Consider the following 24,853-nt stretch of genomic DNA (forward strand, 5'->3'; position numbering starts at 1 on the left):
TAGCCGTCCGGGGCCCATATAGGACGCTTCCTGTCCGCGATCATCGCTAGCTTTTCCCCATGGCCCTCCAGACCCCGCCGCCGCTCCTCTCCCTCCGCGCCCTCAACCGCGCCACCCTCGGCCGCCAGCTTCTCCTCGACCGCGCCCCGCTCTCCGCCGAGCAGGCGGTCGCGCACCTGGTCGGGCTTCAGGCGCAGAACACCAAGCCGCCGTACTACGCGCTCGCCGCCCGCCTCGACGGCTTCCGCCCCGACGATCTGTCCGCCCTCATGGAGTCCCGTCGGGTCGGTCGGATCGTCTCCATGCGCTCCACCGTGCACACCCACACCGCGGCCGACGCCCTCCCGCTGCGCCGGCTCGTCCAAACGGGTGCCGTCGACCGGGAGCTCAGGATGTTCCGCAAGGGGCTCGACGGGGTCGACCTGGAACGGCTGGCCGCGCTCACCGTCGCCCACGTCGAGGAGCGGGCCCGCACCCCCAAGGAGATCCGCGAGCACCTGCTCCAGGAGTGGCCCGAGGCCGATCCCCAGGCGCTCACCGTCGCCGCCCGCTGCCTCGTGCCGATGGTGCAGGTCACCCCGCGCGGGCTGTGGGGGAGGAGCGGCCAGGTCGCGCTCACCACCGCTCGGCTGTGGTTCGGAGCGGACGGCCGCGAGGGCTGGGACGGGCAGGGCGGCGGGAGCGGGCGGGACGGCGAGGGTGAGGGCGGGCGGGAAGAGGCCGCCCCTCTCGACTCGACCGTCTTGCGGTACCTGCGCGCCTTCGGGCCCGCCTCCGTCCAGGACATGCAGGCCTGGTGCGGGCTCACCCGGCTCCGGCCCGCCTTCGAGCGGCTGCGGCCCGAGCTGCTCGTCTTCCGCGACGAGCGCGGCACCGAACTCTTCGACCTCCCCGACGCGCCCCGCCCCGACGAGGACACCCCCGCGCCGCCCCGCTTCCTGCCCGAGTTCGACAACCTGCTGCTCTCGCACGCCGACCGCACCCGGGTCGTGCCCGCCGAGCACCGCACCCGCTCCTGGTCCGGCAACCAGGCCCACCGGGTCTTCCTGCTCGACGGCTTCCTCGCCGGGATCTGGCACCTGGACGAAGGGCGCGAGCGGACGGTCCTGACCGTCGAGGCCTTCGAGCGGCCCACCCGCGCCCAGCGCGCCGCACTCACCGCCGAGGCCGAACGGACGCTGCGGCTCATGAGCCCTCAGGACGTTCCGTACGAGATCGTCCACAGCGAATGATCCGGTTTTTTCGGTGAGTGCACCGGAGCCCGATAGCTAGAGCTAGAGCTAGAGCTAGAGCTGGAGCGAGAGCGGCAGCGGTGAGCCGGCCGACCGAGCGATGAGCCGGCCGGTCGAGCGGTGAGCCAGCCGGGTGGGCGGTCGGCCGGCCGGCCGCGTGGGCGGGGCTGCCGGCCGCGCGTCGGGCCCGCCGGCCCGGTCGATCACGGCAGCGATCCCGCCCTCCGTGCCGCCACCACCGCCTCCAGGCGGGTGTGCGCGCCCAGTTTCCGCATCGCCGTGCGCAGGTAGCCCTTCACCGTCTCCGGGCGCAGCCCGAGGCGCTGGGCCGCGACCGCGTTCGTCGCGCCCGAGGCCACCGCCGCCAGTACGTCCGTCTCGCGCGGCGTGAGGAGCACGCCGGGGGTCCGGCCCTCCGCGGCGGAGGTCGACTCGAAGCGGCCGCACACCGCCAGCAGCCGCTCGCGCAGCTCAGGGTCGGTCACCTTCGGGGCGAGCTCGCGCAGCTCCCCGTACGCCTGCCGCATCTCCTCGCGCTCGGCCGTGAGCCGGCGCACCTCGTCCCGTACGGCCAGCGACTGCTCCACGTCACGGGCCGCCGCGACCGCCGCGTCGAAGACCCGCTCGCCGATCGGCAGCGCGTCGCGCAGCGCCCCGTACAGGACTCCGCGGACCCGGCGGCGTACGACGACGGGGACCGCGATCACCGAGCGCAGGCCCTCCGCCGAGACCGGGGCGTCGTACTCGTGCGTGATGTGGCGCGCCGACGGGTAGTCCGTGACCGCGCACGGCCTCGACAGGGCGAGGCACTTCCCGCCCAGGCCCGAACCGGTCGAGATCGCCAGACCGCGCAGGGCGGGCGTCACCGCCCCGTTCAGCTCGGCGATCCGCAGCGCGCGGCCGTCGTGGAGCAGGCCCCCGAACACCACCTGGAGGCCGGTGGTGCGGCGCAGCCGCAGCAGGGCGGCGCGCAGCTCCACCGATTCGTCCTGCTCGGGCACGATGCGCCCCCTCCTTCGAGCCGTGTCGACCTGCTCCGCAATCAGGGCGGTCTCCCCCCGAACGGGGGTAGTGAGACCTGGGTCACTGATTACACGATGTGCGGGACGGGTCCCGCAACGAGGAGGACACATGACGGCAACGAGCGCGGCGGAGCCGACGGGGGCGACGGAGGAGTTCCGGGCCGCCCGTGACTTCCTGCTCCGGCACCGGGAGGACTACGACACGGCGTACACGGGCTTCGCCTGGCCCCGCCCCGAACGGTTCAACTGGGCGCTCGAATGGTTCGACGTCATCGCCGCGGGCAACGACCGCACCGCGCTGCACATCGTCGAGGAGGACGGCACCGAGGCGCGGCTCAGCTTCGCCGAGATGTCGGCGCGCTCCAACCAGGTGGCCAACTGGCTGCGCGCGCAGGGCGTCCGGGCCGGCGACCGGATGATCGTGATGCTCGGCAACCAGACCGAGCTGTGGGAGACCATGCTCGCCGCGATGAAGCTGCGCGCCGTGGTCATTCCCGCCACCCCGCTGCTCGGCCCCGCCGACCTGCGGGACCGGGTGGACCGCGGCCGGGCCCGCCATGTGCTCGTACGGGAGGAGGACACGAGCAAGTTCGCCGACGTGCCCGGCGACTACACGCGGATCGCGGTCGGTGGCGACGGGAAGGACTGGCTCGGCTACGAGCACGCGTACGCCGAGTCCACGGACTTCACGCCCGACGGCGCCACCCTCGCCGACGACACCCTCATGCTCTACTTCACCTCCGGCACCACCGCCCGCCCCAAGCTGGTCGAGCACACCCACACCTCGTACCCCGTCGGGCACCTGGCGACGATGTACTGGATCGGGCTCAAGCCCGGCGACGTCCACCTCAACATCTCCTCGCCCGGCTGGGCCAAGCACGCCTGGTCCAATCTCTTCGCGCCCTGGAACGCCGAGGCGACCGTCTTCATCCACAACTACACGCGCTTCGACCCGGCCCGTCTGATGGCCGAGATGGACAAGCACGGGGTCACCAGCTTCTGTGCCCCGCCGACCGTCTGGCGCATGCTGATCCAGGCCGACCTCGGCCAGCTGGCCGGTCCGCCCCGCGAGGTCGTCGCCGCGGGCGAACCGCTCAACCCCGAGGTCATCGAGACCGTCCGACGCGCCTGGGGCGTCACGATCCGGGACGGCTTCGGCCAGACCGAGACGGCCGTGCAGGTCTCCAACAGTCCTGGTCAGCGTCTCAAGGAGGGCTCGATGGGCCGGCCCAGCCCCGGCTTCCGGGTCACCCTGGTCGACCCGGTCAGCGGCACGCCCGACGTCGAGGAGGGCGAGATCTGCCTCGACCTCGCCGAGCGGCCGGTGGGCCTGATGACCGGGTACCACGGCGACCCGGAGCGGACGGCCGAGGCCATGGCCGGCGGCTACTACCGCACCGGTGACATCGGAGCGCGGGACGAGGACGGCTACATCACGTACGTCGGGCGCGCCGACGACGTGTTCAAGGCGAGCGACTACAAGATCTCGCCCTTCGAGCTGGAGAGCGCGCTGCTGGAGCACGAGGCGGTCGCCGAGGCCGCCGTCGTCCCCGCACCCGACCCGCTGCGGCTCGCCGTCCCCAAGGCGTACGTGGTCCTCGCGGCGGGCTGGGAACCGGACGCCGACACGGCGAAGGCGCTCTTCGCCCACTCGCGCGAGGTCCTCGCGCCGTACAAGCGGATCCGCCGGATCGAGTTCGCCGACCTGCCGAAGACGGTCTCGGGCAAGATCCGGCGGGTGGAGCTGCGCAAGCTCACGGCCGAGGGCGACACCGGCACCGAGTACGTCGAGGGGGACCTGGCATGACCGGCAAGACCACTGCGACCACCAAGAGCACTGCCACCGGCGAGGCCGCTGCGACCCGCGACGCCCCTGCGCCCCGGCATCCGTCGCTGTCGTACGCGCACGGCGTCTCGGACACGGCCCTCCTCGGCGACACCATCGGCGCCAACCTCGACCGGGCCGTCGCCACGTGGCCGGAGCGCGAGGCGCTGGTGGACGTGCCCACCGGGCGCCGCTGGACGTACGCGCAGTTCGGGGCGGACGTGGACCGGCTGGCGGACGCGCTGCTCGGCAGCGGGGTCGTGAAGGGCGACCGGGTCGGGATCTGGGCGGTCAACTGCGCCGAGTGGGTCCTCGTTCAGTACGCCACCGCACGCATCGGCGCGATCATGGTGAACATCAACCCGGCCTACCGAGCGCACGAGTTGGAGTACGTCCTCAACCAGGCCGGCATCTCGCTGCTGTTCGCCTCGCTCACGCACAAGACGAGCGACTACCGGGCGATGGTCGAGCAGGTGCGGGGCGCGTGTCCGGGGTTGCGCGAGGCGGTCTACTTCGGCGACCCGACCTGGGACGAACTCCTCGCCAGACGGGCGCCGGAGGGCACGGTGCCGGAGGGGCTGTCCTGCGACGAGCCCGTCAACATCCAGTACACGTCGGGGACGACGGGCTTCCCGAAGGGCGCCACCCTCTCGCACCACAACATCCTCAACAACGGTTATTTCGTGGGCGAGATGATCGCCTACAGCGAGCAGGACCGGATCTGCATCCCGGTGCCCTTCTACCACTGCTTCGGCATGGTCATGGGCAATCTCGCCGCGACCTCCCACGGCGCCTGCATGGTGATCCCGGCGCCGTCCTTCGACCCGGCGGCCACGCTGCGGGCGGTGCAGGAGGAGCGCTGCACGTCGTTGTACGGGGTGCCGACGATGTTCATCGCCGAGCTGAACCTGCCGGACTTCGCCTCGTACGACCTCTCCACGCTGCGCACCGGGATCATGGCGGGTTCGCCGTGCCCGGTGGAGGTGATGAAGCGGGTGGTCGCCGAGATGAACATGGCCGAGGTGTCCATCTGTTACGGGATGACGGAGACCTCGCCCGTCTCGACGCAGACCCGGCGCGACGACGACCTGGAGCGGCGCACCGGCACCGTCGGCCGCGTCATGCCGCACGTCGAGGTCAAGATCGTCGACCCGGCGACCGGCCTGACGGTCGACCGCGGCACGGCGGGCGAGCTGTGCACCCGCGGCTACAGCGTGATGCTCGGCTACTGGGACGAGCCCGGGAAGACCGCCGAGGCGATCGACGAGGGCCGCTGGATGCACACCGGCGACCTCGCGGTGATGCGCGAGGACGGCTACGTGCAGATCGTCGGCCGCATCAAGGACATGATCATCCGGGGCGGCGAGAACGTCTATCCGCGCGAGATCGAGGAATTCCTCTACGCCCATGCCAAGATCGCCGACGTCCAGGTCGTCGGCATCCCGGACGAGCGCTACGGCGAGGAGATCCTCGCGTGCGTCATCCCCCGCGACCCGGCCGACCCCCCGACCCTGGACGACATCGCCGCCTTCTGCCGCGACCGCCTGGCCCACTACAAGATCCCGCGACGGGTGGAGGTCCTGACGGAGTTCCCGATGACGGTCAGCGGCAAGGTCCGCAAGGTGGAGCTGCGGGAACGGTTCGGGGCGGAGGAGCAGGGGGAGGGGAAGGAATCGGAATCGGGGCGTTAGGGGCGGACGCCAGGGAGCCAGGGCGGCGACGCCCGTAGCCGGGCGTCAGGTGGCGCCGCCCCGGGGCCCTGGCCCGTGCCGCGGCCGCGGGCATCGCGCCGTCCCGGTGCACGGAGCCTCGGCCACGGCCCGTCCGCAGTCGCCGGCTCCCGCCGCCGGCGGCTTTGTCTCGCAGCCGCCGGCAAGCGCCGCCCGGTGGCCCCGGCCCGCAGCCGCCGGCTTACCCGCTCCGCGAATCCGCCCCGGCTCGCAGTCGGCGGCCTCATGCCAGGGTCTTCACCTCGCGGCGCATGCAGACGCGCGGCCAGGTGGCCAGGCCGTGGGCCGCTTCCGCTCGGCTGATGGCCTGCAGGCCCTCCGTCAGCGCCGGGTCGCCGGCGTCGAGGCGGCGGAAGCCGAGCCGGGCGTAGTACGGGGCGTTCCACGGGACCTCGGCAAAAGTCGTCAGGGTCAGCGCCGCCAGGCCCTGCTCCTGGGCGGCCGCGGCCAGGTGCTCGATCAGCGCCCGTCCGACGCCACGGCGGGCGGCGTCCGGGTGCACGGAGACCTGCTCGATGTGGGCGGCCCCGTCGACGGTGTCCGTGAGCAGGTACGCGACCGGCCGGTCGCCCGCGTCCACCGCCACCCAGGCCCGCCCCGCGCTGCGATAACCCTCCAGGACCTCCAGCGGCAGGGGTTCGTCGTCGGCGATCTCCCCCATTCCGAGGGGGCGGAAGGCCTCGCCCGCGGCGCGTTCGATGTCCTGGAGCAGGGGGAGTTCGGCCGCTGCGGCCACTCGGATGCGCATACGCCAGTATGGCGCGGCGCGGATGAGGACGGACTCGAAGTGGCCGCCGCGGAGACCGCTTCGACTCCGTCCTCAGTCGGGCATGCCGCTCGTGCAGGCCGGGCCGCTGTCCGGGTTCCAGCCGCGGCCCGTGGCGTAACCGTCCTCGCGGTTGCCGTTGCGTCCGAGGAGGCCGCCGTCGCGGGAGAAGTGCGGCAGGAAGAGCGCGAGCGCCGGATCGCCGTACAGGGCCACGTACAGCAGGACGTCCCGGCCGTCGGTCACCTCGCGGCGGTGCGCCGGCAGCGGGTGCCGGGCGCGCAGGTTCGCGAGCAGGAGCCGGGCCGCGCGGGTCGTCGGCGGTACGCACAGCAGCGCCGCCGCGACCAGCACCGGTACCGCACCGAGGGCGAGCGCCGCTCCCGAGACGCCGGTCGCCAGCAGGCCGGCGCCGACCGTCACCGGGACCAGGCCCAGGAGCAGCCTGGCCGCCCGCAGCTTGCCCGGCGGCCGGAGCAGTCCCGTTCGGCCCAGCTCCGCGCTCAGCGCGTCCAGCGCCTGCCGGGCCTTCGGGCGCGTGGCCAGGACCCTTAGCGCCAGCGCCCGTTGGAGCGAGCGGTGCACGCCCAGCTGCAGCGGATCGCGCGTACGCCCCGCGCCTCCGTTGGCGCGAATCGTCCCCCTCCGCCCCGCCGCCACCGCCCCGCGCTGGTGCAGCGCGACCAACGCCACCGTCACCGCTGCCTGCGGCCCCCCGCGCAGCAACGCCAGTGCCTGCGGCGGCAGCTCCGGCCGCTCCTGGCTGCGGGTACGCAACAACAGCGCCGCTGCCGCGAGTTGACCGACCGCCGCCCCCAGGAACCACCACATCCCCGTCGTCATGGTGTTCACCCCCCGAGGGTGTTGTGCCCGGGGGAGAGGCGATCGTCACGTGCGAATGGCCGAAATACTTACGGAGCCCCGGCGATGAGCAGCTCGCTCGCCGGCGCGTTGACGGGCTGCGGGGTGCCCGTGAGGTCCAGCACGAAGAGCGGGATGCCGAGCCCCTCGGCCCGCTCGTGCGCCTCGGGCGTGTAGCCCGCGAGGGAGAAGTAGACGCTCGCCGCGGAGCTGCTGAGACCGTTCAGCCACAGGCACTCCACCGCCCGCAGTCCGGTCGGCCGGGTGCTCGGATCCACCTGTGCGACCAGCCCCGGACCCCGGAGATCCACGGCCGACGCCGACCGCTCCTCGGGCTGTACGACGTCCCGGAAGCCGAGCCACCGCAGATACCCGGCGGACGCCGCCACCGCGTCCCGCGCCGTCCGGATCGTCACGGGACGGAACGCGGAGCGCGCGGCCGCCGGGCCGGGGCCCGGGCGGGAGGGCGCGGGGGAGGGCGGCGGTGGGAGCGGCGAGGGGTGCCGGTGCGCGAAGGAGGCGGGGTAGGTGTCGGAGGCCATGGCCTCCAGGCCGGGGCCGTCGTCAGGGCCGGGCCGCCGGGGGCCGTCCTCAAGGCCGGGGCCGTGGTCCCCGGCGCCGCGGCCAGGGCCGGGCTGCGTGGTGGCGTGGCCGGGCTGCCCGACGCCGTGGCCAGGGGTGGGCTGCTCGACGCCGTGGCCGGGCTGTCCGGTGCCGCGGCCAGGGTGTCCGAGGTCGGCACCGCGCCCCGGGCCGGCTCCGGCCCCGGGGGCTGGAAGGTGGCCGTCTCCCCGGCCGGGGCCCGCCCCGTCGCTGCGGGGCGTCCCGCCCGCCGCGCGTCCGTCAGCGGTGCCGGCGGGCCCGTCCACGCCCGTCCGGCCGTTTACGCCCGTCTGCCCGTCCGTGCCTCCTCCGCGCCCGTCCGCAGTCCCCGCAGGCCCGCCAGGGCCCGCACCCGCCGCGTGCCCGTCGGCGCCCGCCGTACCCCTGCCCGCGGGATCCGCACCACCGGCCTCCACGCCCGAGGCCGATGGCCCGCCGGCTTCCCCGCCCGAGGCCCACGGCCTGCCGCTTCCCGCGCCGCCGTCCCATGCCCCGCCCCCGTACCCGGTGCCGTCCGCGGCCCCGCCCCCGTCCCCCGCACCCCAAGCCCGCGCGGCGCTCCCCGCGTCCGAGCCCGCCCGTACCGGTACCCGCAACACCGCCCCGCACGGGCAGCCGACCTCCGGGTGGGGCCAGTCCGCGGCGCGGGTGCAGGCGGGGCAGTGGACGGTGACCCACTCGTCGGACCAGTTGCGGTGCGTGATGGGCGCGGCGACCGCGCCCGCGATCACCGGGGGCGCGACCGGGGTGCCGCAGGAGCAGGGGAAGGCGGGCGCCGCGTAGCGCAGCGTGCGGAGGCACTCCGGGCAGCGCACCTGTACCGACTCACCCACACCGAACCCCCTCTGCGTCGTGCGTCCCCATCGTCCACCAATCAGGCCGTTCGAGGGAGCGACTTCGGCCATCACGTACGGGGGTCTCGCCGGAGTCTCTCCCGGTCTCTCTTGACGCCTCTCGGCCACCCCACCTACATTGCTTCCGTATAGCAGAACACTACTTCCGCATTATGGAAACAAGCCGTCAAGGCCCCGAAGAGGAGCACTCCCATGCCTCGTATGACCGCCGCCGCAGCGGCCGTTGAGATCCTCAAGCGCGAAGGCGTCACCAACGCGTTCGGCGTGCCCGGTGCGGCGATCAACCCCTTCTACCGCGAGCTCAAGAACGTCGGCGGGATCGGCCACACCCTGGCCCGCCACGTCGAGGGCGCGTCCCACATGGCCGAGGGCTACACCCGGGCCAAGGCCGGCAACATCGGTGTCTGCATCGGTACCTCCGGCCCCGCCGGCACCGACATGATCACCGGCCTGTACTCCGCGATCGCCGACTCGATCCCGATCCTCTGCATCACCGGCCAGGCCCCGACCTCGAAGCTCCACAAGGAGGACTTCCAGGCCGTCGACATCGCCAGCATCGCCAAGCCGGTCACCAAGGCCGCGACGACGGTCCTGGAGGCCGCGCAGGTCCCCGGCGTCTTCCAGCAGGCCTTCCACCTGATGCGCTCCGGCCGTCCCGGCCCGGTCCTCATCGACCTGCCGATCGACGTCCAGCTGACCGAGATCGACTTCGACCCGGAGACGTACGAGCCGCTGCCGGTCTACAAGCCGTCCGCGACCCGCGCCCAGGCCGAGAAGGCCCTGGGCTTCCTCCTGGAGTCCGAGCGTCCGCTGATCGTCGCCGGTGGCGGCATCATCAACGCCGACGCCTCCGACCTGCTGGTCGAGTTCGCCGAGCTGATCAACGTCCCGGTCATCTCCACCCTCATGGGCTGGGGCACCATCCCGGACGACCACGAGCTCGCCGCCGGCATGGTCGGCGTCCAGACCGCGCACCGCTACGGCAACGCGACCTTCCTGGAGTCGGACTTCGTCCTCGGCATCGGCAACCGCTGGGCCAATCGCCACACCGGTTACAACATGGAGGCCTACACCAAGGGCCGGAAGTTCGTCCACGTCGACATCGAGCCGACCCAGATCGGCAAGATCTTCGCCCCGGACTACGGCATCGCCTCCGACGCCAAGGTCGCCCTGGAGCTCTTCGTCGAGATCGCCAAGGAGTGGAAGGCCGCCGGCAAGCTGCCCGACTTCTCCGCCTGGGCCGCCTCCGCGCAGGAGCGCAAGGCCACCCTGCAGCGCCGCACGCACTTCGACAACATCCCCATGAAGCCGCAGCGCGTCTACGAGGAGATGAACAAGGCCTTCGGCCCGGAGACCCGCTACGTCACCACCATCGGTCTCTCCCAGATCGCGGCCGCGCAGTTCCTGCACGTCTACAAGCCGCGCCACTGGATCAACTGCGGCCAGGCCGGCCCGCTCGGCTGGACGATCCCGGCCGCGATCGGCGCCGCCACCGCGGACCCGGAGACCCCGGTCGTCGCCCTCTCCGGCGACTACGACTTCCAGTTCATGATCGAGGAGCTGGCGGTCGCCGCCCAGCACAAGGTCCCCTACGTCCACGTCCTGGTGAACAACGCCTACCTGGGCCTGATCCGCCAGGCGCAGGGTGGCCTCGGCATCAACTTCGAGGTCAACCTCGAGTTCGAGAACATCAACACCCCGGAGATCGGCGTCTACGGCGTCGACCACGTCAAGGTCGCCGAGGGCCTCGGCGTCAAGGCGATCCGGGTCGAGGACCCGAACAAGCTGGGCGAGGCCCTGGAGCAGGCCAAGAAGATGGCCGTCGAGTTCCAGGTCCCGGTCGTCGTCGAGGCGATCCTGGAGCGCATCACCAACATCGCGATGAGCAAGACGGTCGACATGAGCGACGTCACCGAGTTCGAGGACCTGGCCACCGAGCCGGGCCACGCGCCCACCGCGATCAAGGCCCTGCAGGTCTGACCCAGGTAGGTCTGACCCAGGTAGGTCCGACCCAGGAACGTCCGACCTGGAAGGTCCGAGCGACCCAGTAACGTCCGACCTCCGAAGGTCCGTGACGACAAGGCCCTCGCCCCGCTGAGCACCGGGGCGGGGGCCTCACGGCGTCTGCGCGCGTACGAGGACCGCGCCCGCGTCCGTCCAGTCGTACAGGACCGACCGGCCGGCCCGTCTGCGCCGCACCAGACCGGCGTCGAGCAGCACCTTCAGGTGCCGGCCCACCGAGCCGAGCCCCTGGCCCGTCAGCGCCACCAACTGACTGGTGGACTTGGGGGATTCGAGCCGTACGAGAACCCCGGCGCGGGCCCGGCCGAGCAGGGCCCCGAGCGCCTCCGGCACGGCGGGTCCGACGACGTCCGTCAGGGCGCCGGAGCACGCGTACACGATCGCGTACCGCTCCGTCCCCTCCCAGGACGACCAGCCCTTCTCCGGCGTCACCGGGACGAACAGCATCCGGGCCCCGTCCACCGAACGCGGTGGATAGTCACGGGTGTTGATCTGCAGCCGCCCGTCGCCCAGCCAGCGCATCTTCCCCGGGCACAGTTCGTCCAGCGCCGCCGCCCAGCCGTCGCGGGCCAGCCGCGCGGTGCGCGCCACCACGTCGGCCTCCAGGATCCGGCGGCGGCGCGGCCAGTCGGGGAGCACCGTCTCCTGCCACACCCACTCCAGGACCCCCGCCATCCGCCGCGGCAGATCGCGCGCCGAACGCAGCGGCTCCGGCGCGGGACCGCCCACCGCCACCTCCAACTGGGGCACGGCGTCGCCCGGTTCGGCGTCCCGGACCGCCACGACCTCCTCCTCGAAGGACTGCTCGCCCTCGCCCAGCGGCGTCGGCGTCAGGAAGTCCGCGTTCCAGGTGCGTCCGATGGCCGCCCGTACGAGGAGCGCGTCGAGCGGCTCGGCGGCGAGGCGCTCACGGTACGCGGGCAGGTGCGCGGCCAGCCAGGCCCGCTCGCCGGCGTGGGCGCCGGCCGCGGCGTGCAGGGTCTTCAGCGCGGCGATGGTCTCGGCGAGCGGCGAGACGACGAACCTGCTCGCGGCCAGGGAGTCCGTACCGATCTGCCACCAGCCCATGACGTCACCCCCTGCCCTTCACCACCCGGCGCTGCCCCACCCGGCGCTCTTCCACCCACTGCCGTCGCCGGCGCCGTCCGGCCCCGTACAGTCCCACCCTGCCCCGCCGGGCGCTCTTCCACCCCGTGCCGTCCCACCCGGCGCTGTCTCGCCTCGTGCAGTCCCCCCCCATCCCCCCCCGGATCCTTTCGCCTCCCCGCGAAACAATATCGGCCGCCGTGATCGTCCCCGAGACTCCGGCGCATGCCCCGCTACCGCGACCTCTTCCGTACCCCCGAGTTCACCCCGCTGTTCCTCCTCGGCGCCGCCCAGGTCGCCGCCCAGACCGTCTCCGGACTCGGACTCGCCACCCTCGTCTTCCGGGCCACGCACTCCCCGCTGCTGTCCGCGCTCGCGATGTTCGGTCCGGCCCTCGCGCAGCTGGTCGGTGCCACGACCCTGCTGTCGGCGGCCGACCGGCTGCCGCCCCGCGCGGCGCTGACCGCCGTCGCCCTCGTCTTCGCGGCCGGCACCGCCGCCCAGACGATCCCCGGTCTGCCGGTCGGCGCCGTCTTCGCGATCCTCTTCCTCCAGGGTCTCGCCGGCTCCGTCGGCGGGGGAGTGCGCTACGGGCTGCTCACCGAGATCCTGCCGCGCGAGCGGTACCTGATCGGCCGCTCCGTGTTCAACATGGCCGTCGGCGTCTGCCAGATCGCCGGCTTCGCCGCCGGCGGCGTGCTGCTCGCGCTGCTCTCGCCCCGCGGCACGCTGCTGACCGGCGCCGCGCTCTACCTCGCCGCCGCGCTGCTCGCCCGCTGCGGGCTGTCCCGGCGCGGCCCGCGCGCGACCGGCCGGGCCTCGGCCGCCGAGACCTGGCGGACCAACGCCCGGCTGTGGTCCGCCCGTCCGCGTCGGCTCGCCTACCTCGCCCTGTGGGTGCCCAACGGCCTGATCGTCGGCTGCGAGTCGCTCTTCGTGCCCTACGCCCCCGAGCGCGCCGGACTCCTCTTCGCCTGCGCCGCGCTGGGGATGCTGGCCGGGGACGTGGTGGTCGGGCGCTTCGTACCGGAGCGGTGGCGGGGCCGGCTCGCCGCGCCCCTGCAGGCGCTGCTGGCGGCCCCGTACCTGGTCTTCGCGCTGGACCCCGGGCTGCCGCTCGTGGTGGTCGCGGTCACGGTGTCGGCGGTCGGCTACAGCGCGAGCCTGCTCTACCAGGAGCGGCTGACCGCCCTCGTCCCGGACGAGCTGAGCGGCCACGCGCTGGGCCTGCACGCGTCGGGCATGCTCGCCCTGCAGGGACTGAGCGCGGCCCTCGCGGGCGGCATCGCCCAACTCACGTCGCCCGCAACGGCGATGGCCCTGCTCGCGGCCGGCTCGCTCGCCGTCACCCTGACGCTCGTCCTCGCCGAGGGGCGGCGGTCCGACGGGACCCCGTCCGGGGTGCGTACCGCTCGTGCCCGGACGGGAACGTGAAAAGGACCAGGGCCTGACCACTGTGCGAGGTCAGGCCCTGGTCTTCGAACGCGCTGTACGGGACCGTAAACCGTACGGCGCGACGTGGTGACCGCCCGACGGTGCGAGGCTGGCGCGACAGGACGTTCGCGCCGCCGGGCGGAGTCTGTGCCCCCTTCCGTGCGAGAAGGGGGGCGTTGGGACCGCGGTGGTGCCGACGGACTTCCGGCGGGTCCCCTTCCTTCAGGTCAAGAAGGGGAACCGGAGTCCTTACCACCGCACTGGCTCGGCGCCACCGCGGTCCTCACGCTGTCCGGTCCACCGACCACCCCTCATCCGGGCCGGTGTTCCGGACTGCGTACGGCTACTGACCTCCCGTCAGATGCCGTACGCAGTCGGGGTTGAGAAGGTCAGTCGCGCAGGGCGCGGACGGCCTCCTCGACGCGCCGGCCGTACTCGGGGTCGGCGGCGGCGAAGTGGGCGATGTTCTTCTCGATGAGGTCCTCGCGGGAGACCTGCGAGAGGCCACCGGCGATGTTGGCGATCAGGCGGGCCTTCTCGTCCTCGGACATCAGGCGGTAGAGCTCACCGGCCTGGAAGAAGTCGTCGTCCTTGACGTGCTCCGGGGCCGCGTGGGTGCCGGTCCAGCCCTGGACGGCGAGCGGCGCGGACAGCGGGACGTCGGTCTGGCGCGGGCCGGAGTACGAGTTGGGCTCGTAGTTCTTGTCGTGGCGCGAGCCGTTGCGGGTGGCCATGAAGCCGTCGCGGCCGTAGTTGTCGGCGGACCCGCCGGGAACGGCCTTGGGGGCGTTCACCGGGAGCTGGGTGTGGTTGACGCCGAGACGGTAGCGGTGGGCGTCCGCGTAGGCGAAGAGGCGGCCCTGGAGCATCTTGTCCGGCGAGGGGCCGATGCCCGGGACGAAGTTGTTCGGGGAGAACGCGGCCTGCTCGACCTCGGCGAAGACGTTGTCCGGGTTGCGGTCGAGGACCAGGCGGCCCACGCGCTGCAGCGGGTAGTCGGCGTGCGGCCACACCTTGGTGAGGTCGAACGGGTTGAAGCGGTACTCCGCGGCCTCGGCGGCCGGCATGACCTGCACGTAGAGGGTCCAGGACGGGTTCACACCGCGCTCGATGGACTGCAGCAGGTCGGTCTGGTGCGAGTTCGCGTCCTTGCCGACGAGCTCGGCGGCCTGCTCGGCCGAGAGGGAGCGGACGCCCTGGTTCGTCTTGAAGTGGTACTTGACGAAGAAGGCCTCGCCCGCCTCGTTGGTCCACTGGTAGGTGTGCGAACCGTAGCCGTTCATGTGCCGGTACGAGGCCGGGATGCCGCGGTCGCCCATGAGCCAGGTCACCTGGTGGGTCGCCTCGGGGGCGTGCGCCCAGAAGTCCCAGACGTTGTCCGGCTCCTGCTTGCCCGTGAACGGGTCACGCTTCTGGGAGTGGATGAAGTCGGGGAACTTGATCGGGTCCTTGATGAAGAACACCGGGGTGTTGTTGCCGACGAGGTCGTAGTTGCCCTCTTCGGTGTAGAACTTCACCGCGAAGCCGCGCGGGTCGCGGACCGCGTCCGCGCCGCCGAGCGAGTCGGCCACGGTGGAGAAGCGCAGGAACAGCTCGGTCTTCTTGCCGACCTCGGAGAGGAACGCGGCCTTGGTCCAGGCGGTGACGTCGTCGGTCACCTCGAAGTAGCCGTACGCGCCGGAGCCGCGGGCGTGCACCACGCGCTCCGGGATGCGCTCACGGTTGAAGCGCGCGAGCTTCTCCAGCAGGTGCTGGTCCTGCAGGAGGAGGGGGCCACCGACGCCGGCGGTGGCGGAGTTCTGGTTGTCGGCGACCGGGGCGCCGGACTCGGTCGTAAGCACGCGCTTCGACATGGTGGACCTTCCTGAGCTGCACTGCTGAGTTTGGGAGTGCTCAGGAGCGTAAGGACGCCCCTCGAACAACGTCAACAGTTTGTTGAAAAAGAAGTGTGGTGTTCCGGACGGCGGCGACGCCTGGGCGCGACAGGACAGGTTGTCAGCGCCACCGCCGTCCGGAAATCAGGGCCCCGTCGGAACGGGGGGCCGGATCAGACCTGCTGGCCGGAGAGGCGCTCGACGGCGCGCAGCAGGGCCGAGTGGTCCAGGCCGCCGTCGCCCTGCGCACGCAGGGAGGCGACGAGCTGGGCGACCACGGCGCCGACCGGGAGGGCCGCGCCGACGTTGCGGGCGGCGTCGGTGACGATGCCCATGTCCTTGTGGTGCAGGTCGATCCGGAAGCCGGGCTTGAAGTCCCGGTTCAGGAAGTTGTCCTTCTTGCGGGTCAGGACCGTGGAGCCGGCCAGACCGCCGTTGAGGACGTCCAGGGCGGCCTGGAGGTTCACGCCGGACTTCTCGAGGAAGACCACGGCCTCGGCGCACGCCTGGATGTTGACGGCGACGATGAGCTGGTTGGCGGCCTTCACCGTCTGGCCGGAGCCGTGCGGACCGCACAGGACGATGGTCTTGCCGAGGGCCTCGAGGATCGGCAGGGCCGCGTCGAAGTCGGCCTGCTCGCCACCCACCATGATCGACAGGACGGCCTCGATGGCGCCGGCCTCGCCGCCGGAGACCGGGGCGTCGATGACGCGCAGGCCCTTCTCGGCGGCGTTCTTGGCGAGGTCGATCGAGGTCTGCGGGGTGATCGACGACATGTCGATGATCAGCGCGCCCGGCTTGGCGTTCTCCAGGATGCCCTCGGGGCCGTAGGAGATGGCCTCGACCTGCGGGGAGGCGGGCACCATCGTGATGATCACGTCGGCGTCCTTGACGGCCTCGGCGATCGAGCCGGCCGCGGTGCCGCCGGCGGCGGCCAGGCGGTCCAGCTTGTCCTGCTCGAGGGTGAAGCCGGTGACGGAGTAACCGGCCTTGATCAGGTTCTCGGACATGGGGGAGCCCATGATGCCGAGACCGATCCACGCGATGCTGGGGAGGTTGCTCATTGGGGAGGGTCCTTCTCTGAAGCTTCGTACGAAAAGGGCGGGAGTCGCCTGGCTGAACGCCCGGACTTACTTGGCGGCGCGCGCCTCGGCGGGCAACCATGCGAAGGACGCGGCGGCGTCGGCGGCCTTGTACTCCAGGCCCACCCAGCCGTCGTAGCCGGCCTTCTTCAGCTCGTCGAGCAGCTGCTCGAGCGGGAGCTCGCCGGTGCCCGGGGCGCCACGGCCCGGCATGTCCGCGATCTGGACGTGGCCGGTCTTGTCGGCGTACTGCGCGATGACCTGGCTGACGTCCTCGCCGTTCATGGCCAGGTGGTAGATGTCGAGCAGGAACTTGGCGTTCCCGAGGCCCGTGGCCGCGTTGACCTTGTCGACGATCTCGATCGCGGAGGGGGCGCTCACCAGCGGGTAGAGCGGCGACTCCGGCTTGTTGAGGGTCTCGATCAGCAGGATCGCACCGACCCGGTCGGCCGCGCGGGCCGCCAGGACCAGGTTCTCCAGGGCGAGTTCGTCCTGGACGGCCGGGTCCACACCCTCGACCCGGTTGCCGTAGAGCGCGTTGAGCGCCTTGCAGCCGACCGACGCGGCGAAGTCCGCGGCGATGTCGATGTTGGTGCGGAAGCGGTCCGACTCCTCGCCGGGCACCGAGACCGCGCCGCGGTCCGGGCCGGGGAGCTGGCCGGCGTAGAAGTTCAGGCCCACCAGCTGGGTGCCGGCGTCCTCAAGAGCCTTCTTGAGGGCGTCGAGCTCGCTCTGGTCGGGGGTGGCGGTGTCGATCCAGGGCCACCACAGCTCGACCGCGGTGAAGCCCGCCGCGGCGGCGGCCGCGGGGCGCTCCAGGAGCGGGAGTTCCGTGAAGAGGATCGACAGGTTCACATCGAAGCGCTGGTCCGTGTATCCCATGAGGGGCGGCGCTCCTTCCGTATTGCGGAAGTAAGTTTCTGTCTGGTGGAAGGTTGCTATCAGAGCGGCCGACTTGTCAAGAGGACCTCGCAGGTCCGGGACTCCCGCAGGCCGCGAACGGCCCGTAGCGTGGGGGCATGGTGCGTTTGAGAGTGGAGTTCACGACCGAGCCGTTCGACCTCGACGAGGCGCCGGCGCACGCGGTCGTGGCTCGTGAGGTCATCCAGTCGGCCGAGCTGGACGCGGTCGACGTGGGTCCCTTCGGCAATACGGCGGAAGGCGGCGCCGACGCGGTGCTCACCGCGGTGGACGCGCTGCTGCGCAGGTCCCTCGCGGCCGGGGCCACCCGGGTGTCGCTGCAGGTCAACGTGATCGGCGAGGCGACCGGTGACGTGATCGGTGAGGGGGGGAAGTGACCGAGCACCCCTTGGTCGCGGCGGTGAAGCCGCTGGTCGACGCCATGGGCGCCGAGATGCTGGTCCCCGAGCAGGCGGGCACCGACGACGTGGTGCTGGCCTGGGAGGGCGAGGACGTGCTCGCCGTGCGGCTTCCGCAGCTGTCCGAATCCCTGGACCACATTCTGGCCGCCATGGAGCGGCGGCACGGTGTGCCGCTCGCCGAGCTCGACCGCAAGAGCAAGCAGGAGATCGTGCGGATCCTGGAGGCACGTGGTGCCTTTTCGGTGCGCCATGGGGTGGAGACGGTGGCGGGGGCGCTGGGCGTCAGCCGCTTCACCGTGTACAACTATTTGAACCGGGAGACCGCCCTGAACAGGGAAAAGGCCCCCAAGAACGGGTAGTTGATCATGTTTGACCACAAGCCGTCGTCCAGATGTCGGGACGACGGCTTTTGTGTGGCCGAGTTTTCAACAAAGTGTTGACGTGGTGTTGCGGAGGGCGTTAGCTATCCGCAGCCCGTCCGACGCACAGCGAAAAACAGCCACGGAGGCTTCCCGTGACTTCAGGTACGACACCGGGTCTGACCCGGTTCAACACCTTGGCGGAGGGCGACGCCGTCGCCGCCCTCCACGAGGTGTGCTCCAGCTCGGCGTGGGGGAGCAAGCTGCTCGCCCAGCGCCCGTTTGCCACCGCCGAAGCCCTCTTCCTCGCCAGTGACGCCGCCATGGCCGAGCTGACCGCCGAGGACCTGGCCGACGCGATGGCGGGCCACCCGCCGATCGGTCGTCCGAAGGCAGGGGACCCGACGTCCTCCCGCGAGCAGAGCGGGATGGCCGGCGCCTCCGCGGAGCTCAAGGCCGAGATGCTCGAACTCAACCTGGCGTACCAGGACCGGTTCGGGCATGTCTTCCTCATCTGCGCCACCGGCAGGACCGGCGAGCAGATGCGCGACGCGATCCGCGCACGGATCGAGAACTCGCCCGAGCAGGAGCGGGAGATCGTCCGCACCGAACTGGGCAAGATCAACCGCATCCGCCTGACCCGTCTCGTCGAGACCGAGGAAGAGAACTGATGAGCACCGACACCACCGCCTCGGTGTCCACCCACATCCTGGACACCAGCATCGGCCGACCGGCCGAGGGCGTGGCCATCACGCTCGCGGCCCGCGCCGGCTCCGACGCGGAGTGGGTCGCCCTGGGCGGCTCCGCCACCGACGCGGACGGGCGATGCAAGGACCTCCCGGCCCTGCCGGAGGGCACGACCCACGTGCGTCTCGACTTCCAGACCGAGGCGTACTTCCTGAGCAAGCAGAACAAGCAAGCCGAGGCGCAGCAGGACGCCCCCGCGAATCGGGACAGTGGTACGACCGGAGCGTTCTTCCCGGAGGTGGCGATCACGTTCGCCGTCGTCCCGGGCGAGCACTACCACGTGCCGCTGCTGCTCAACCCGTTCGGCTACTCCGTTTACCGAGGGAGCTAGCAGACATGCCCACGATTCTCGGCCAGAACCAGTACGGCAAAGCAGAGAACCGCGTCGTCAAGATCACGCGCGACGGCGGAACGCACCACATCAAGGACCTGAACGTCTCCGTCGCCCTCTCCGGTGACCTCGACGACGTCCACCTGACCGGCTCCAACGCCAACTGCCTCCCCACCGACACGACGAAGAACACGGTCTTCGCGTTCGCCAAGGAGTACGGCATCGAGTCCGCCGAGCAGTTCGGCATCCACCTCGCCCGCCACTTCGTGACGAGCCAGGAGCCGATCAAGAAGGCCCGGATCCGGATCGAGGAGTACGCCTGGGAGCGGATCGCCAGCTCCGACGCCAACTCCAAGTTCATCGGCGCGGACGAGGTCAACCACTCCTTCGTCCGCAAGGGCCAGGAGACCCGCACCACCCAGATCACCTTCGACGGCGAGAAGTTCGAGGTCATCTCCGGCCTCAAGGACCTGGTCGTGATGAACTCCACCAACTCGGAGTTCTGGGGCTACATCAAGGACAAGTACACCACCCTCAAGGAGGCGTACGACCGGATCCTCGCCACCCAGGTATCGGGTCAGTGGCGCTTCAACTGGACCTCCGACGAGCAGCGGATGCCCAACTGGGAGCGGTCCTACGAGCAGACCAAGAAGCACATGCTCGAGGCCTTCGCGGAGACGTACTCGTACTCGCTGCAGCAGACGCTCTACCAGATGGCCACGCGGATCATCAACCACCGCGCGGAGATCGACGAGGTCCGCTTCTCGCTCCCGAACAAGCACCACTTCCTGGTCGACCTCGAGCCCTTCGGGCTGAAGAACGACAACGAGGTCTACTACGCCGCCGACCGCATGTACGGCCTGATCGAGGCCACCATCCTGCGGGACGGCGCCACGGCGCAGATCCCGGTCGACATGACCAACCTCTAAGCGGCACCGAGTGGTCGCCCCCGCCCGTACCGCAGTCGGGCGGGGGCCCACCGACCGGAGGGAAGTTCCATGGCACAGCCCGCAAAGGGGCCGGCGACAGCCGAAGGCCCGTGTTCCACCCCGGCGTCCACCCCCGCCTCGGCCCCCGCCGAGTGCCACCCCGTGGACGAGAAGCTCCCCGCCTCGCGGCTCGTCCCCGCGGCACTCCAGCACATCGCCGCCATGTACGCAGGCGTCGTCACCCCTCCGCTCATCATCGGCCAGGCCGTCGGCCTGGACGCCGCCGGAATGACCCGGCTCATCGCCGCCAGCCTGCTCATCGCCGGCTGCGCGACCATCCTGCAGACGCTCGGCCTCGGCCGCTTCGCCGGAAACCGGCTGCCGTTCGTCAACGCCGCCTCCTCCGCCGGCATCGCGCCGATGCTCGCGATCGCCGAGACCAGCGCCAAGGGGCACCAGCTCCCCGCCATCTACGGCGCGGTGATGGTGGCAGGCGTCTTCTGCCTCGCCGTCGGACCCTTCTTCGGGCGGCTCCTGCGCTTCTTCCCGCCGCTCGTCACCGGCGTCGTGATCACCCTGATCGGCGTCACCCTGATGCCCGTCCCCGTGGGCTGGGCGCAGGGCGGCGACAAGAACGCCGCCGACTTCGGCGCCATGAAGTACCTGGCGCTCGCCGCCTTCACGCTGGTCGTCATCCTGCTCTTCCAGCGGTTCGGCAAGGGCTTCGTCAGGCAGATCGCCCTGCTGCTCGGCCTCTTCATCGGCACGCTCGCCGCGATCCCCTTCGGCATGGCGGACTTCACCGCCCTGAGGGAGGCGCCGGTCGCCGCGCTGCCCGCGCCCTTCGCCTTCGGCACCCCCGAGTTCCAGCCCGCCGCGATCCTCTCCCTGTGCATCGTGATGCTGGTCCTCATGACCGAGTCCAGCGCCGGGATGCTGGCCCTCGGCGAGATCTGCGAGCGCCGCAGCGACGGGAACACCATCACCCGCGGACTGCGCACCGACGGCATCGCCACCCTGCTCGGCCCGGTCTTCGGCGGCTTCCCCACCTCGGCCTTCGCCCAGAACGTCGGCGTCGTCTCGCTGACCCGGGTGCGCAGCCGCTACGTGGTCGCCGTCGCCGGCGGCGCCCTCCTCGTCCTCGGGGCCTTCCCGGTCCTCGGCGCGGTGGTCTCCCTCGTACCGATGCCGGTCCTCGGCGGCGCGGGCATCGTGCTCTTCGGGTCGATCGCCGTCAGCGGCATCCGCACCCTCTCGGAGGCGGGCCTCGACGACAGCTCCAACATCATCCTGGTGGCCGTCGCGCTCGGGGCGGGCATCATCCCGCTCGCCGCACCCACCTTCTACGCCGGTTTCCCCGCCTGGGCACAGACCGTGCTCGGCTCCGGCATCAGCGCCGGCGCGCTCGTCGCCGTCCTGCTGAACCTCTTCTTCCACCATCTCGGCACCCGGAGCCGTCACGCGGCTCCGGCACTCAAATCTTCCTAGGGTCCTGCCGTGCCCAGCCTTTCCCCCTGGAATGAAGGAAGTACCGCCATGGCAGAAGCCTCGGCAGCCCACCAGCGCATCGTCGTCGAGAACACGGCGATCGCAACCGTCGACGCGAACGACACGGAGTACGCCACCGGTCACCTCGTCGTCGCCGGCAACAGGATCGAGTCCATCGGCGCCGGCGACGCCCCCGAGGGTCTGGAGAACGTGGTCCGGCGGATCGACGCCACCGGCCACCTCGTCACGCCGGGTCTGGTGAACACCCACCACCACTTCTACCAGTGGATCACCCGCGGTCTGGCGACCGACCACAACCTGTTCGACTGGCTGGTCGCGCTCTACCCGACCTGGGCCCGCATCGACGAGCAGATGGTGCGCGTCGCCGCCCAGGGTTCGCTGGCCATGATGGCCCGCGGCGGTGTCACCACCGCCATGGACCACCACTACGTCTTCCCGCGGGGCTCCGGCGATCTGTCCGGCGCCATCATCGGCGCCGCCGCCGACATGGGAGTCCGCTTCACCCTCGCCCGCGGCTCCATGGACCGCAGCGAGAAGGACGGCGGCCTGCCGCCGGACTTCGCCGTCGAGACCACCGAGGGCGCGCTCGCCGCGACCGAGGAGACGGTGAGGACGTACCACGACGCCTCCTTCGACGCGATGACCCAGGTCGCCGTCGCCCCCTGCTCCCCCTTCTCCATCTCCACCGAGCTGCTCCGTGAAGGCGCCGCGCTCGGCCGCCGGCTCGGCGTACGGATGCACACCCACGGCTCGGAGACCGTGGAGGAGGAGAAGTTCTGCCACGAGCTGTTCGGCATGGGGCCGACGGACTACTTCGAGTCCACCGGCTTCCTCGGTGAGGACGTGTGGATGGCGCACTGCGTCCACATGAACGACTCCGACATCGAGGCCTTCGCCCGCACCAGGACCGGGGTGGCCCACTGCCCCTCGTCCAACGCGCGCCTCGCCGCGGGCATCGCCCGCGTACCCGACATGCTCAAGGCGGGCGTGCCGGTCGGCCTCGGGGTCGACGGCACCGCGTCCAACGAGTCGGGCGAGCTGCACACGGAGCTGCGCAACGCGCTGCTGATCAACCGCCTCGGCGCCCACCGCGAGGCCGCGCTCAACGCCCGCCAGGCCCTGCGCCTCGGCACCTACGGCGGAGCGCAGGTCCTCGGCCGCGCCGACAGCATCGGGTCCCTGGAGCCCGGCAAGCTCGCCGACTTCGTGCTCTGGAAGGTCGACGGCCTCGGCCACTCGTCGATCGCCGACCCGGTCACGGCCCTCGTCTTCGGGGCCGCGGCCCCGGTCACCGCGTCCTTCGTCAACGGCAGGCAGATCGTCGAGCACAACCGGCTGCTGACCGCCGACGAGGAGCGGATCGCGCGCGACGCGCGCACGGAGGCGCAGCGCCTGGCCCGTATCGCGGCCCAGGCCTGACCCTCCCCAAGGAGTCCGACCGAGGGGGACGGCCCTCGGTCGGTCGCCGTGGACCCGAGCGGGGTTCACGGCAGCCGGGCCGGGGGGTGTACGTACGCAGAGCCGTACGGCACCCCCCGGAACGGTGAACCCCGGGTCCGCATCCCCCACCGGACACGCCGTCACCGCGCCGCACCCCTCCGCGGTCGCACCGCAGAACCTCCAGCACCACCCGCACCACCGCCCCACCCGCATCGAGCCGCATCTCCTGCACCCAGCACCGCATCGCACCACCTCCCTGAAACCACCGTCCCCGCCGACGTGTCACCGACCGGAGGAACCGCCGTGGCCGCCAAGCCCCAGGTTCGCAATGCACAAGACGCAGGCACCGCCCCCGACGGCGCCGCCCCCGACGACGCCGGAACCAAGCATCCGGTCGACGAGACCCTGCCCCCTGTCAAGATGCTCACCAGCGGTCTGCAACACGTGGCCGCCATGTACGCCGGGGTCGTGGCCCCGCCCCTGATCGTCGGAGCGGCCGTGGGCCTGTCCGGCACCGAGCTGACGTTCCTCACCGGCGCCAGCCTCTTCACCGCCGGCCTCGCCACCTTCCTCCAGACCCTCGGCGTCTGGAAGATCGGCGCCCGGCTGCCGTTCGTCAACGGTGTCACCTTCGCCGGCGTCGCCCCGATGCTCGCGATCATCGACACGACGAAGGACAAGGCCGACGCCCTCCCCGTCATCTTCGGCGCGATCATCGTCGCCGGACTCCTCGGCTTCATAGCCGCCCCCTGGTTCTCGCGCCTCGTGCGCTTCTTCCCGCCGGTCGTGACGGGTTCGGTGATCACGCTCATCGGCGTCTCGCTGCTTCCGGTCGCCTTCGGCTGGGCGCAAGGACCCAACCCCACGGCCAAGGACTACGGTTCGACCACCTACCTGTCGCTGGCCGGCATCACGCTCCTCATCGTGCTGCTGCTGCGCCGCTTCACCCGCGGCTTCCTCAAGCAGGTCGCCGTCCTGGTCGGTCTGGTCCTCGGCACGCTCATCGCGATCCCGTTCGGCGTGGCCGACTTCAGCCCGGTGAAGGAGGCCGACATCGTCGGCTTCCCGACCCCGTTCCACTTCGGCGCCCCACAGTTCGCGCTCGCGGCGATCATCTCCATGTGCGTGGTCATGCTGGTCTCCATGACCGAGTCCACCGCGGACATGCTGGCCCTCGGCGAGATCGTCGAGCGGCCCGCCGACGAGAAGACCATCGCCGCCGGACTGCGCGCCGATACCCTCGGCTCCGCGCTCAGCCCGCTCTTCAACGGCTTCATGTGCAGCGCCTTCGCCCAGAACATCGGGCTGGTCGCCATGACCCGCATCCGCAGCCGCTTCGTGGTCGCGTGCGGTGGCGGCTTCCTGGTCCTCATGGGCCTGTCGCCGGTGGCCGCCTCGCTGATCTCGGTCGTGCCGCGGCCGGTCCTCGGCGGCGCGGGCGTCGTCCTCTTCGGCTCGGTCGCCGCGAGCGGCATCCAGACGCTGGTCAAGGCCGGCCTGGAGAAGGACAACAACGTGCTGATCGTGGCCGTCTCGCTCGCGGTCGGCATCATCCCGATCACGAAGCCGGAGTTCTACCACGCCTTCCCCGAGACGGCGAAGATCATCCTGGACTCGGGCATCTCCACCGGCTGCGTCGCCGCCGTCGTCCTCAACGTGCTCTTCAACCACCTCGGCAAGGGCAGCCAGGAGGACACGGTCACCGCACCGATGGAACCGGGCGAGGAGATCTCGGAGACCCGCGCGGCGAAGGCGGCGCACGCCCACTGAGCCGCGTCCCTCCGCACCCGCCCGCCCCGGTCCCCGCGCACGCCGCGGGGCTCGG

The 24,853-nt window shown here is 71.5% G+C and carries 21 protein-coding genes; 13 read left to right on the plus strand and 8 right to left on the minus strand.

The genetic code is table 11. The annotated features are described in order from the left end of the window. Positions 1-59: 59 nt before the first annotated feature. Positions 60-1,232: a winged helix DNA-binding domain-containing protein gene (locus ACIGXE_RS20305; protein ID WP_399749236.1), complete on the plus strand. Its 1,173-nt coding sequence runs from the start codon at positions 60-62 to the stop codon at positions 1,230-1,232. A 203-nt stretch (positions 1,233-1,435) separates the two neighbouring features. On the opposite strand, the gene ACIGXE_RS20310 is transcribed toward ACIGXE_RS20305, so the two are convergent. Next, a complete protein-coding gene (locus tag ACIGXE_RS20310) occupies positions 1,436-2,233 on the minus strand; it encodes a response regulator transcription factor (RefSeq protein ID WP_399749238.1) in 798 nt (265 codons plus the stop codon). A 130-nt stretch (positions 2,234-2,363) separates the two neighbouring features. Here ACIGXE_RS20310 and ACIGXE_RS20315 point away from each other — a divergent pair, with 130 nt between their 5' ends. Beyond that, on the plus strand, positions 2,364-4,061 hold the full coding sequence (locus ACIGXE_RS20315; protein WP_399749240.1) for an AMP-binding protein: 1,698 nt from the start codon (positions 2,364-2,366) through the stop codon (positions 4,059-4,061). Continuing rightward, on the plus strand, positions 4,058-5,770 hold the full coding sequence (locus ACIGXE_RS20320) for an AMP-binding protein (RefSeq protein WP_399749241.1): 1,713 nt from the start codon (positions 4,058-4,060) through the stop codon (positions 5,768-5,770). Before ACIGXE_RS20315 ends, ACIGXE_RS20320 begins: the two co-directional genes overlap by 4 nt. A gap of 262 nt (positions 5,771-6,032) precedes the next feature. Here ACIGXE_RS20320 and ACIGXE_RS20325 read toward each other — a convergent pair whose 3' ends face one another. The 3 genes from ACIGXE_RS20325 to ACIGXE_RS20335 all read right to left on the minus strand — a co-directional run bounded on the left by ACIGXE_RS20325 (position 6,033) and on the right by ACIGXE_RS20335 (position 8,872). After that, positions 6,033-6,557 carry a GNAT family N-acetyltransferase gene (locus ACIGXE_RS20325; RefSeq protein ID WP_399749243.1) on the minus strand — a complete coding sequence of 175 codons (525 nt, stop codon included), beginning with the start codon at positions 6,555-6,557 and terminating at the stop codon, positions 6,033-6,035. Positions 6,558-6,629: 72 nt separating this feature from the next. Continuing rightward, positions 6,630-7,418: a TIGR04222 domain-containing membrane protein gene (locus tag ACIGXE_RS20330; RefSeq protein WP_399749650.1), complete on the minus strand. Its 789-nt coding sequence runs from the start codon at positions 7,416-7,418 to the stop codon at positions 6,630-6,632. 68 nt (positions 7,419-7,486) lie between these two features. Then, a complete protein-coding gene (locus tag ACIGXE_RS20335; protein WP_399749245.1) occupies positions 7,487-8,872 on the minus strand; it encodes a hypothetical protein in 1,386 nt (461 codons plus the stop codon). 222 nt (positions 8,873-9,094) lie between these two features. Here ACIGXE_RS20335 and gcl point away from each other — a divergent pair, with 222 nt between their 5' ends. Beyond that, positions 9,095-10,873 carry a glyoxylate carboligase gene (gene gcl / locus ACIGXE_RS20340; RefSeq protein WP_399749652.1) on the plus strand — a complete coding sequence of 593 codons (1,779 nt, stop codon included), beginning with the start codon at positions 9,095-9,097 and terminating at the stop codon, positions 10,871-10,873. 135 nt (positions 10,874-11,008) lie between these two features. Here the strand turns inward: gcl and ACIGXE_RS20345 are convergent, their stop codons facing one another. Further along, positions 11,009-11,983 carry an ArsR/SmtB family transcription factor gene (locus ACIGXE_RS20345; protein WP_399749247.1) on the minus strand — a complete coding sequence of 325 codons (975 nt, stop codon included), beginning with the start codon at positions 11,981-11,983 and terminating at the stop codon, positions 11,009-11,011. Positions 11,984-12,226: 243 nt separating this feature from the next. On the opposite strand from ACIGXE_RS20345, the gene ACIGXE_RS20350 reads away from it, so the two are divergent. Further along, positions 12,227-13,435, plus strand: coding sequence for an MFS transporter (locus ACIGXE_RS20350; RefSeq protein WP_399749249.1), 1,209 nt, complete (start codon positions 12,227-12,229; stop codon positions 13,433-13,435). Positions 13,436-13,824: 389 nt separating this feature from the next. Here the strand turns inward: ACIGXE_RS20350 and ACIGXE_RS20355 are convergent, their stop codons facing one another. From ACIGXE_RS20355 to ACIGXE_RS20365, 3 genes are all read right to left on the minus strand, one after another. Further along, a complete protein-coding gene (locus tag ACIGXE_RS20355; RefSeq protein ID WP_399749250.1) occupies positions 13,825-15,288 on the minus strand; it encodes a catalase in 1,464 nt (487 codons plus the stop codon). Between the two features lie 194 nt (positions 15,289-15,482). Continuing rightward, positions 15,483-16,373 carry a 2-hydroxy-3-oxopropionate reductase gene (locus ACIGXE_RS20360; protein WP_399749252.1) on the minus strand — a complete coding sequence of 297 codons (891 nt, stop codon included), beginning with the start codon at positions 16,371-16,373 and terminating at the stop codon, positions 15,483-15,485. A gap of 66 nt (positions 16,374-16,439) precedes the next feature. After that, complete coding sequence (locus ACIGXE_RS20365; RefSeq protein ID WP_399749254.1) at positions 16,440-17,273, minus strand: TIM barrel protein; 834 nt, start codon at positions 17,271-17,273, stop codon at positions 16,440-16,442. 140 nt (positions 17,274-17,413) lie between these two features. On the opposite strand from ACIGXE_RS20365, the gene ACIGXE_RS20370 reads away from it, so the two are divergent. From ACIGXE_RS20370 to ACIGXE_RS20405, 8 genes are all read left to right on the plus strand, one after another. After that, the gene (locus tag ACIGXE_RS20370) at positions 17,414-17,689 is read left to right on the plus strand and encodes a hypothetical protein (protein WP_399749654.1); all 276 of its coding nucleotides are present in this window, start codon (positions 17,414-17,416) and stop codon (positions 17,687-17,689) included. Between the two features lie 44 nt (positions 17,690-17,733). Next, positions 17,734-18,072 carry a helix-turn-helix domain-containing protein gene (locus ACIGXE_RS20375; protein WP_399749656.1) on the plus strand — a complete coding sequence of 113 codons (339 nt, stop codon included), beginning with the start codon at positions 17,734-17,736 and terminating at the stop codon, positions 18,070-18,072. A gap of 155 nt (positions 18,073-18,227) precedes the next feature. After that, positions 18,228-18,743 carry a 2-oxo-4-hydroxy-4-carboxy-5-ureidoimidazoline decarboxylase gene (uraD, locus tag ACIGXE_RS20380; RefSeq protein WP_399749256.1) on the plus strand — a complete coding sequence of 172 codons (516 nt, stop codon included), beginning with the start codon at positions 18,228-18,230 and terminating at the stop codon, positions 18,741-18,743. Beyond that, positions 18,743-19,150: a hydroxyisourate hydrolase gene (uraH, locus tag ACIGXE_RS20385; RefSeq protein WP_399749258.1), complete on the plus strand. Its 408-nt coding sequence runs from the start codon at positions 18,743-18,745 to the stop codon at positions 19,148-19,150. The genes uraD and uraH overlap by 1 nt, the downstream gene beginning before the upstream one ends. A gap of 5 nt (positions 19,151-19,155) precedes the next feature. Further along, positions 19,156-20,079: a factor-independent urate hydroxylase gene (pucL, locus tag ACIGXE_RS20390; RefSeq protein ID WP_399749260.1), complete on the plus strand. Its 924-nt coding sequence runs from the start codon at positions 19,156-19,158 to the stop codon at positions 20,077-20,079. Between the two features lie 69 nt (positions 20,080-20,148). Then, positions 20,149-21,567 (plus strand): nucleobase:cation symporter-2 family protein, encoded by a 1,419-nt coding sequence (locus ACIGXE_RS20395; RefSeq protein WP_399749262.1) that lies wholly within the window; start codon positions 20,149-20,151, stop codon positions 21,565-21,567. A 48-nt stretch (positions 21,568-21,615) separates the two neighbouring features. Next, entirely contained in the window at positions 21,616-23,007 is a 1,392-nt protein-coding gene (locus ACIGXE_RS20400) for an 8-oxoguanine deaminase (RefSeq protein WP_399749264.1), read from the plus strand. A gap of 441 nt (positions 23,008-23,448) precedes the next feature. Further along, the gene (locus ACIGXE_RS20405; protein ID WP_399749658.1) at positions 23,449-24,798 is read left to right on the plus strand and encodes a nucleobase:cation symporter-2 family protein; all 1,350 of its coding nucleotides are present in this window, start codon (positions 23,449-23,451) and stop codon (positions 24,796-24,798) included. Positions 24,799-24,853 lie beyond the last annotated feature (55 nt).

The sequence above is a fragment of the Streptomyces sp. NPDC053431 genome, assembly GCF_044544925.1.
In the GTDB taxonomy this organism is placed as follows: domain Bacteria; phylum Actinomycetota; class Actinomycetes; order Streptomycetales; family Streptomycetaceae; genus Streptomyces.

Bases quoted from the DNA above. Each gene is read 5' to 3' on its own strand.
- ACIGXE_RS20360 (WP_399749252.1), bottom strand. From the start codon at position 16,373: ATGAGCAACCTCCCCAGCATCGCGTGGATCGGTCTCGGCATCATGGGC.
- ACIGXE_RS20325 (WP_399749243.1), bottom strand. From the start codon at position 6,557: ATGCGCATCCGAGTGGCCGCAGCGGCCGAACTCCCCCTGCTCCAGGAC.
- uraH (WP_399749258.1), top strand. From the start codon at position 18,743: ATGAGCACCGACACCACCGCCTCGGTGTCCACCCACATCCTGGACACC.
- pucL (WP_399749260.1), top strand. From the start codon at position 19,156: ATGCCCACGATTCTCGGCCAGAACCAGTACGGCAAAGCAGAGAACCGC.
- ACIGXE_RS20375 (WP_399749656.1), top strand. From the start codon at position 17,734: ATGGGCGCCGAGATGCTGGTCCCCGAGCAGGCGGGCACCGACGACGTG.
- ACIGXE_RS20355 (WP_399749250.1), bottom strand. From the start codon at position 15,288: ATGTCGAAGCGCGTGCTTACGACCGAGTCCGGCGCCCCGGTCGCCGAC.
- ACIGXE_RS20395 (WP_399749262.1), top strand. From the start codon at position 20,149: ATGGCACAGCCCGCAAAGGGGCCGGCGACAGCCGAAGGCCCGTGTTCC.
- ACIGXE_RS20305 (WP_399749236.1), top strand. From the start codon at position 60: ATGGCCCTCCAGACCCCGCCGCCGCTCCTCTCCCTCCGCGCCCTCAAC.
- ACIGXE_RS20315 (WP_399749240.1), top strand. From the start codon at position 2,364: ATGACGGCAACGAGCGCGGCGGAGCCGACGGGGGCGACGGAGGAGTTC.
- ACIGXE_RS20330 (WP_399749650.1), bottom strand. From the start codon at position 7,418: ATGACGACGGGGATGTGGTGGTTCCTGGGGGCGGCGGTCGGTCAACTC.
- ACIGXE_RS20405 (WP_399749658.1), top strand. From the start codon at position 23,449: ATGCTCACCAGCGGTCTGCAACACGTGGCCGCCATGTACGCCGGGGTC.
- ACIGXE_RS20345 (WP_399749247.1), bottom strand. From the start codon at position 11,983: ATGGGCTGGTGGCAGATCGGTACGGACTCCCTGGCCGCGAGCAGGTTC.
- gcl (WP_399749652.1), top strand. From the start codon at position 9,095: ATGACCGCCGCCGCAGCGGCCGTTGAGATCCTCAAGCGCGAAGGCGTC.
- ACIGXE_RS20400 (WP_399749264.1), top strand. From the start codon at position 21,616: ATGGCAGAAGCCTCGGCAGCCCACCAGCGCATCGTCGTCGAGAACACG.
- ACIGXE_RS20320 (WP_399749241.1), top strand. From the start codon at position 4,058: ATGACCGGCAAGACCACTGCGACCACCAAGAGCACTGCCACCGGCGAG.
- ACIGXE_RS20350 (WP_399749249.1), top strand. From the start codon at position 12,227: ATGCCCCGCTACCGCGACCTCTTCCGTACCCCCGAGTTCACCCCGCTG.
- ACIGXE_RS20365 (WP_399749254.1), bottom strand. From the start codon at position 17,273: ATGGGATACACGGACCAGCGCTTCGATGTGAACCTGTCGATCCTCTTC.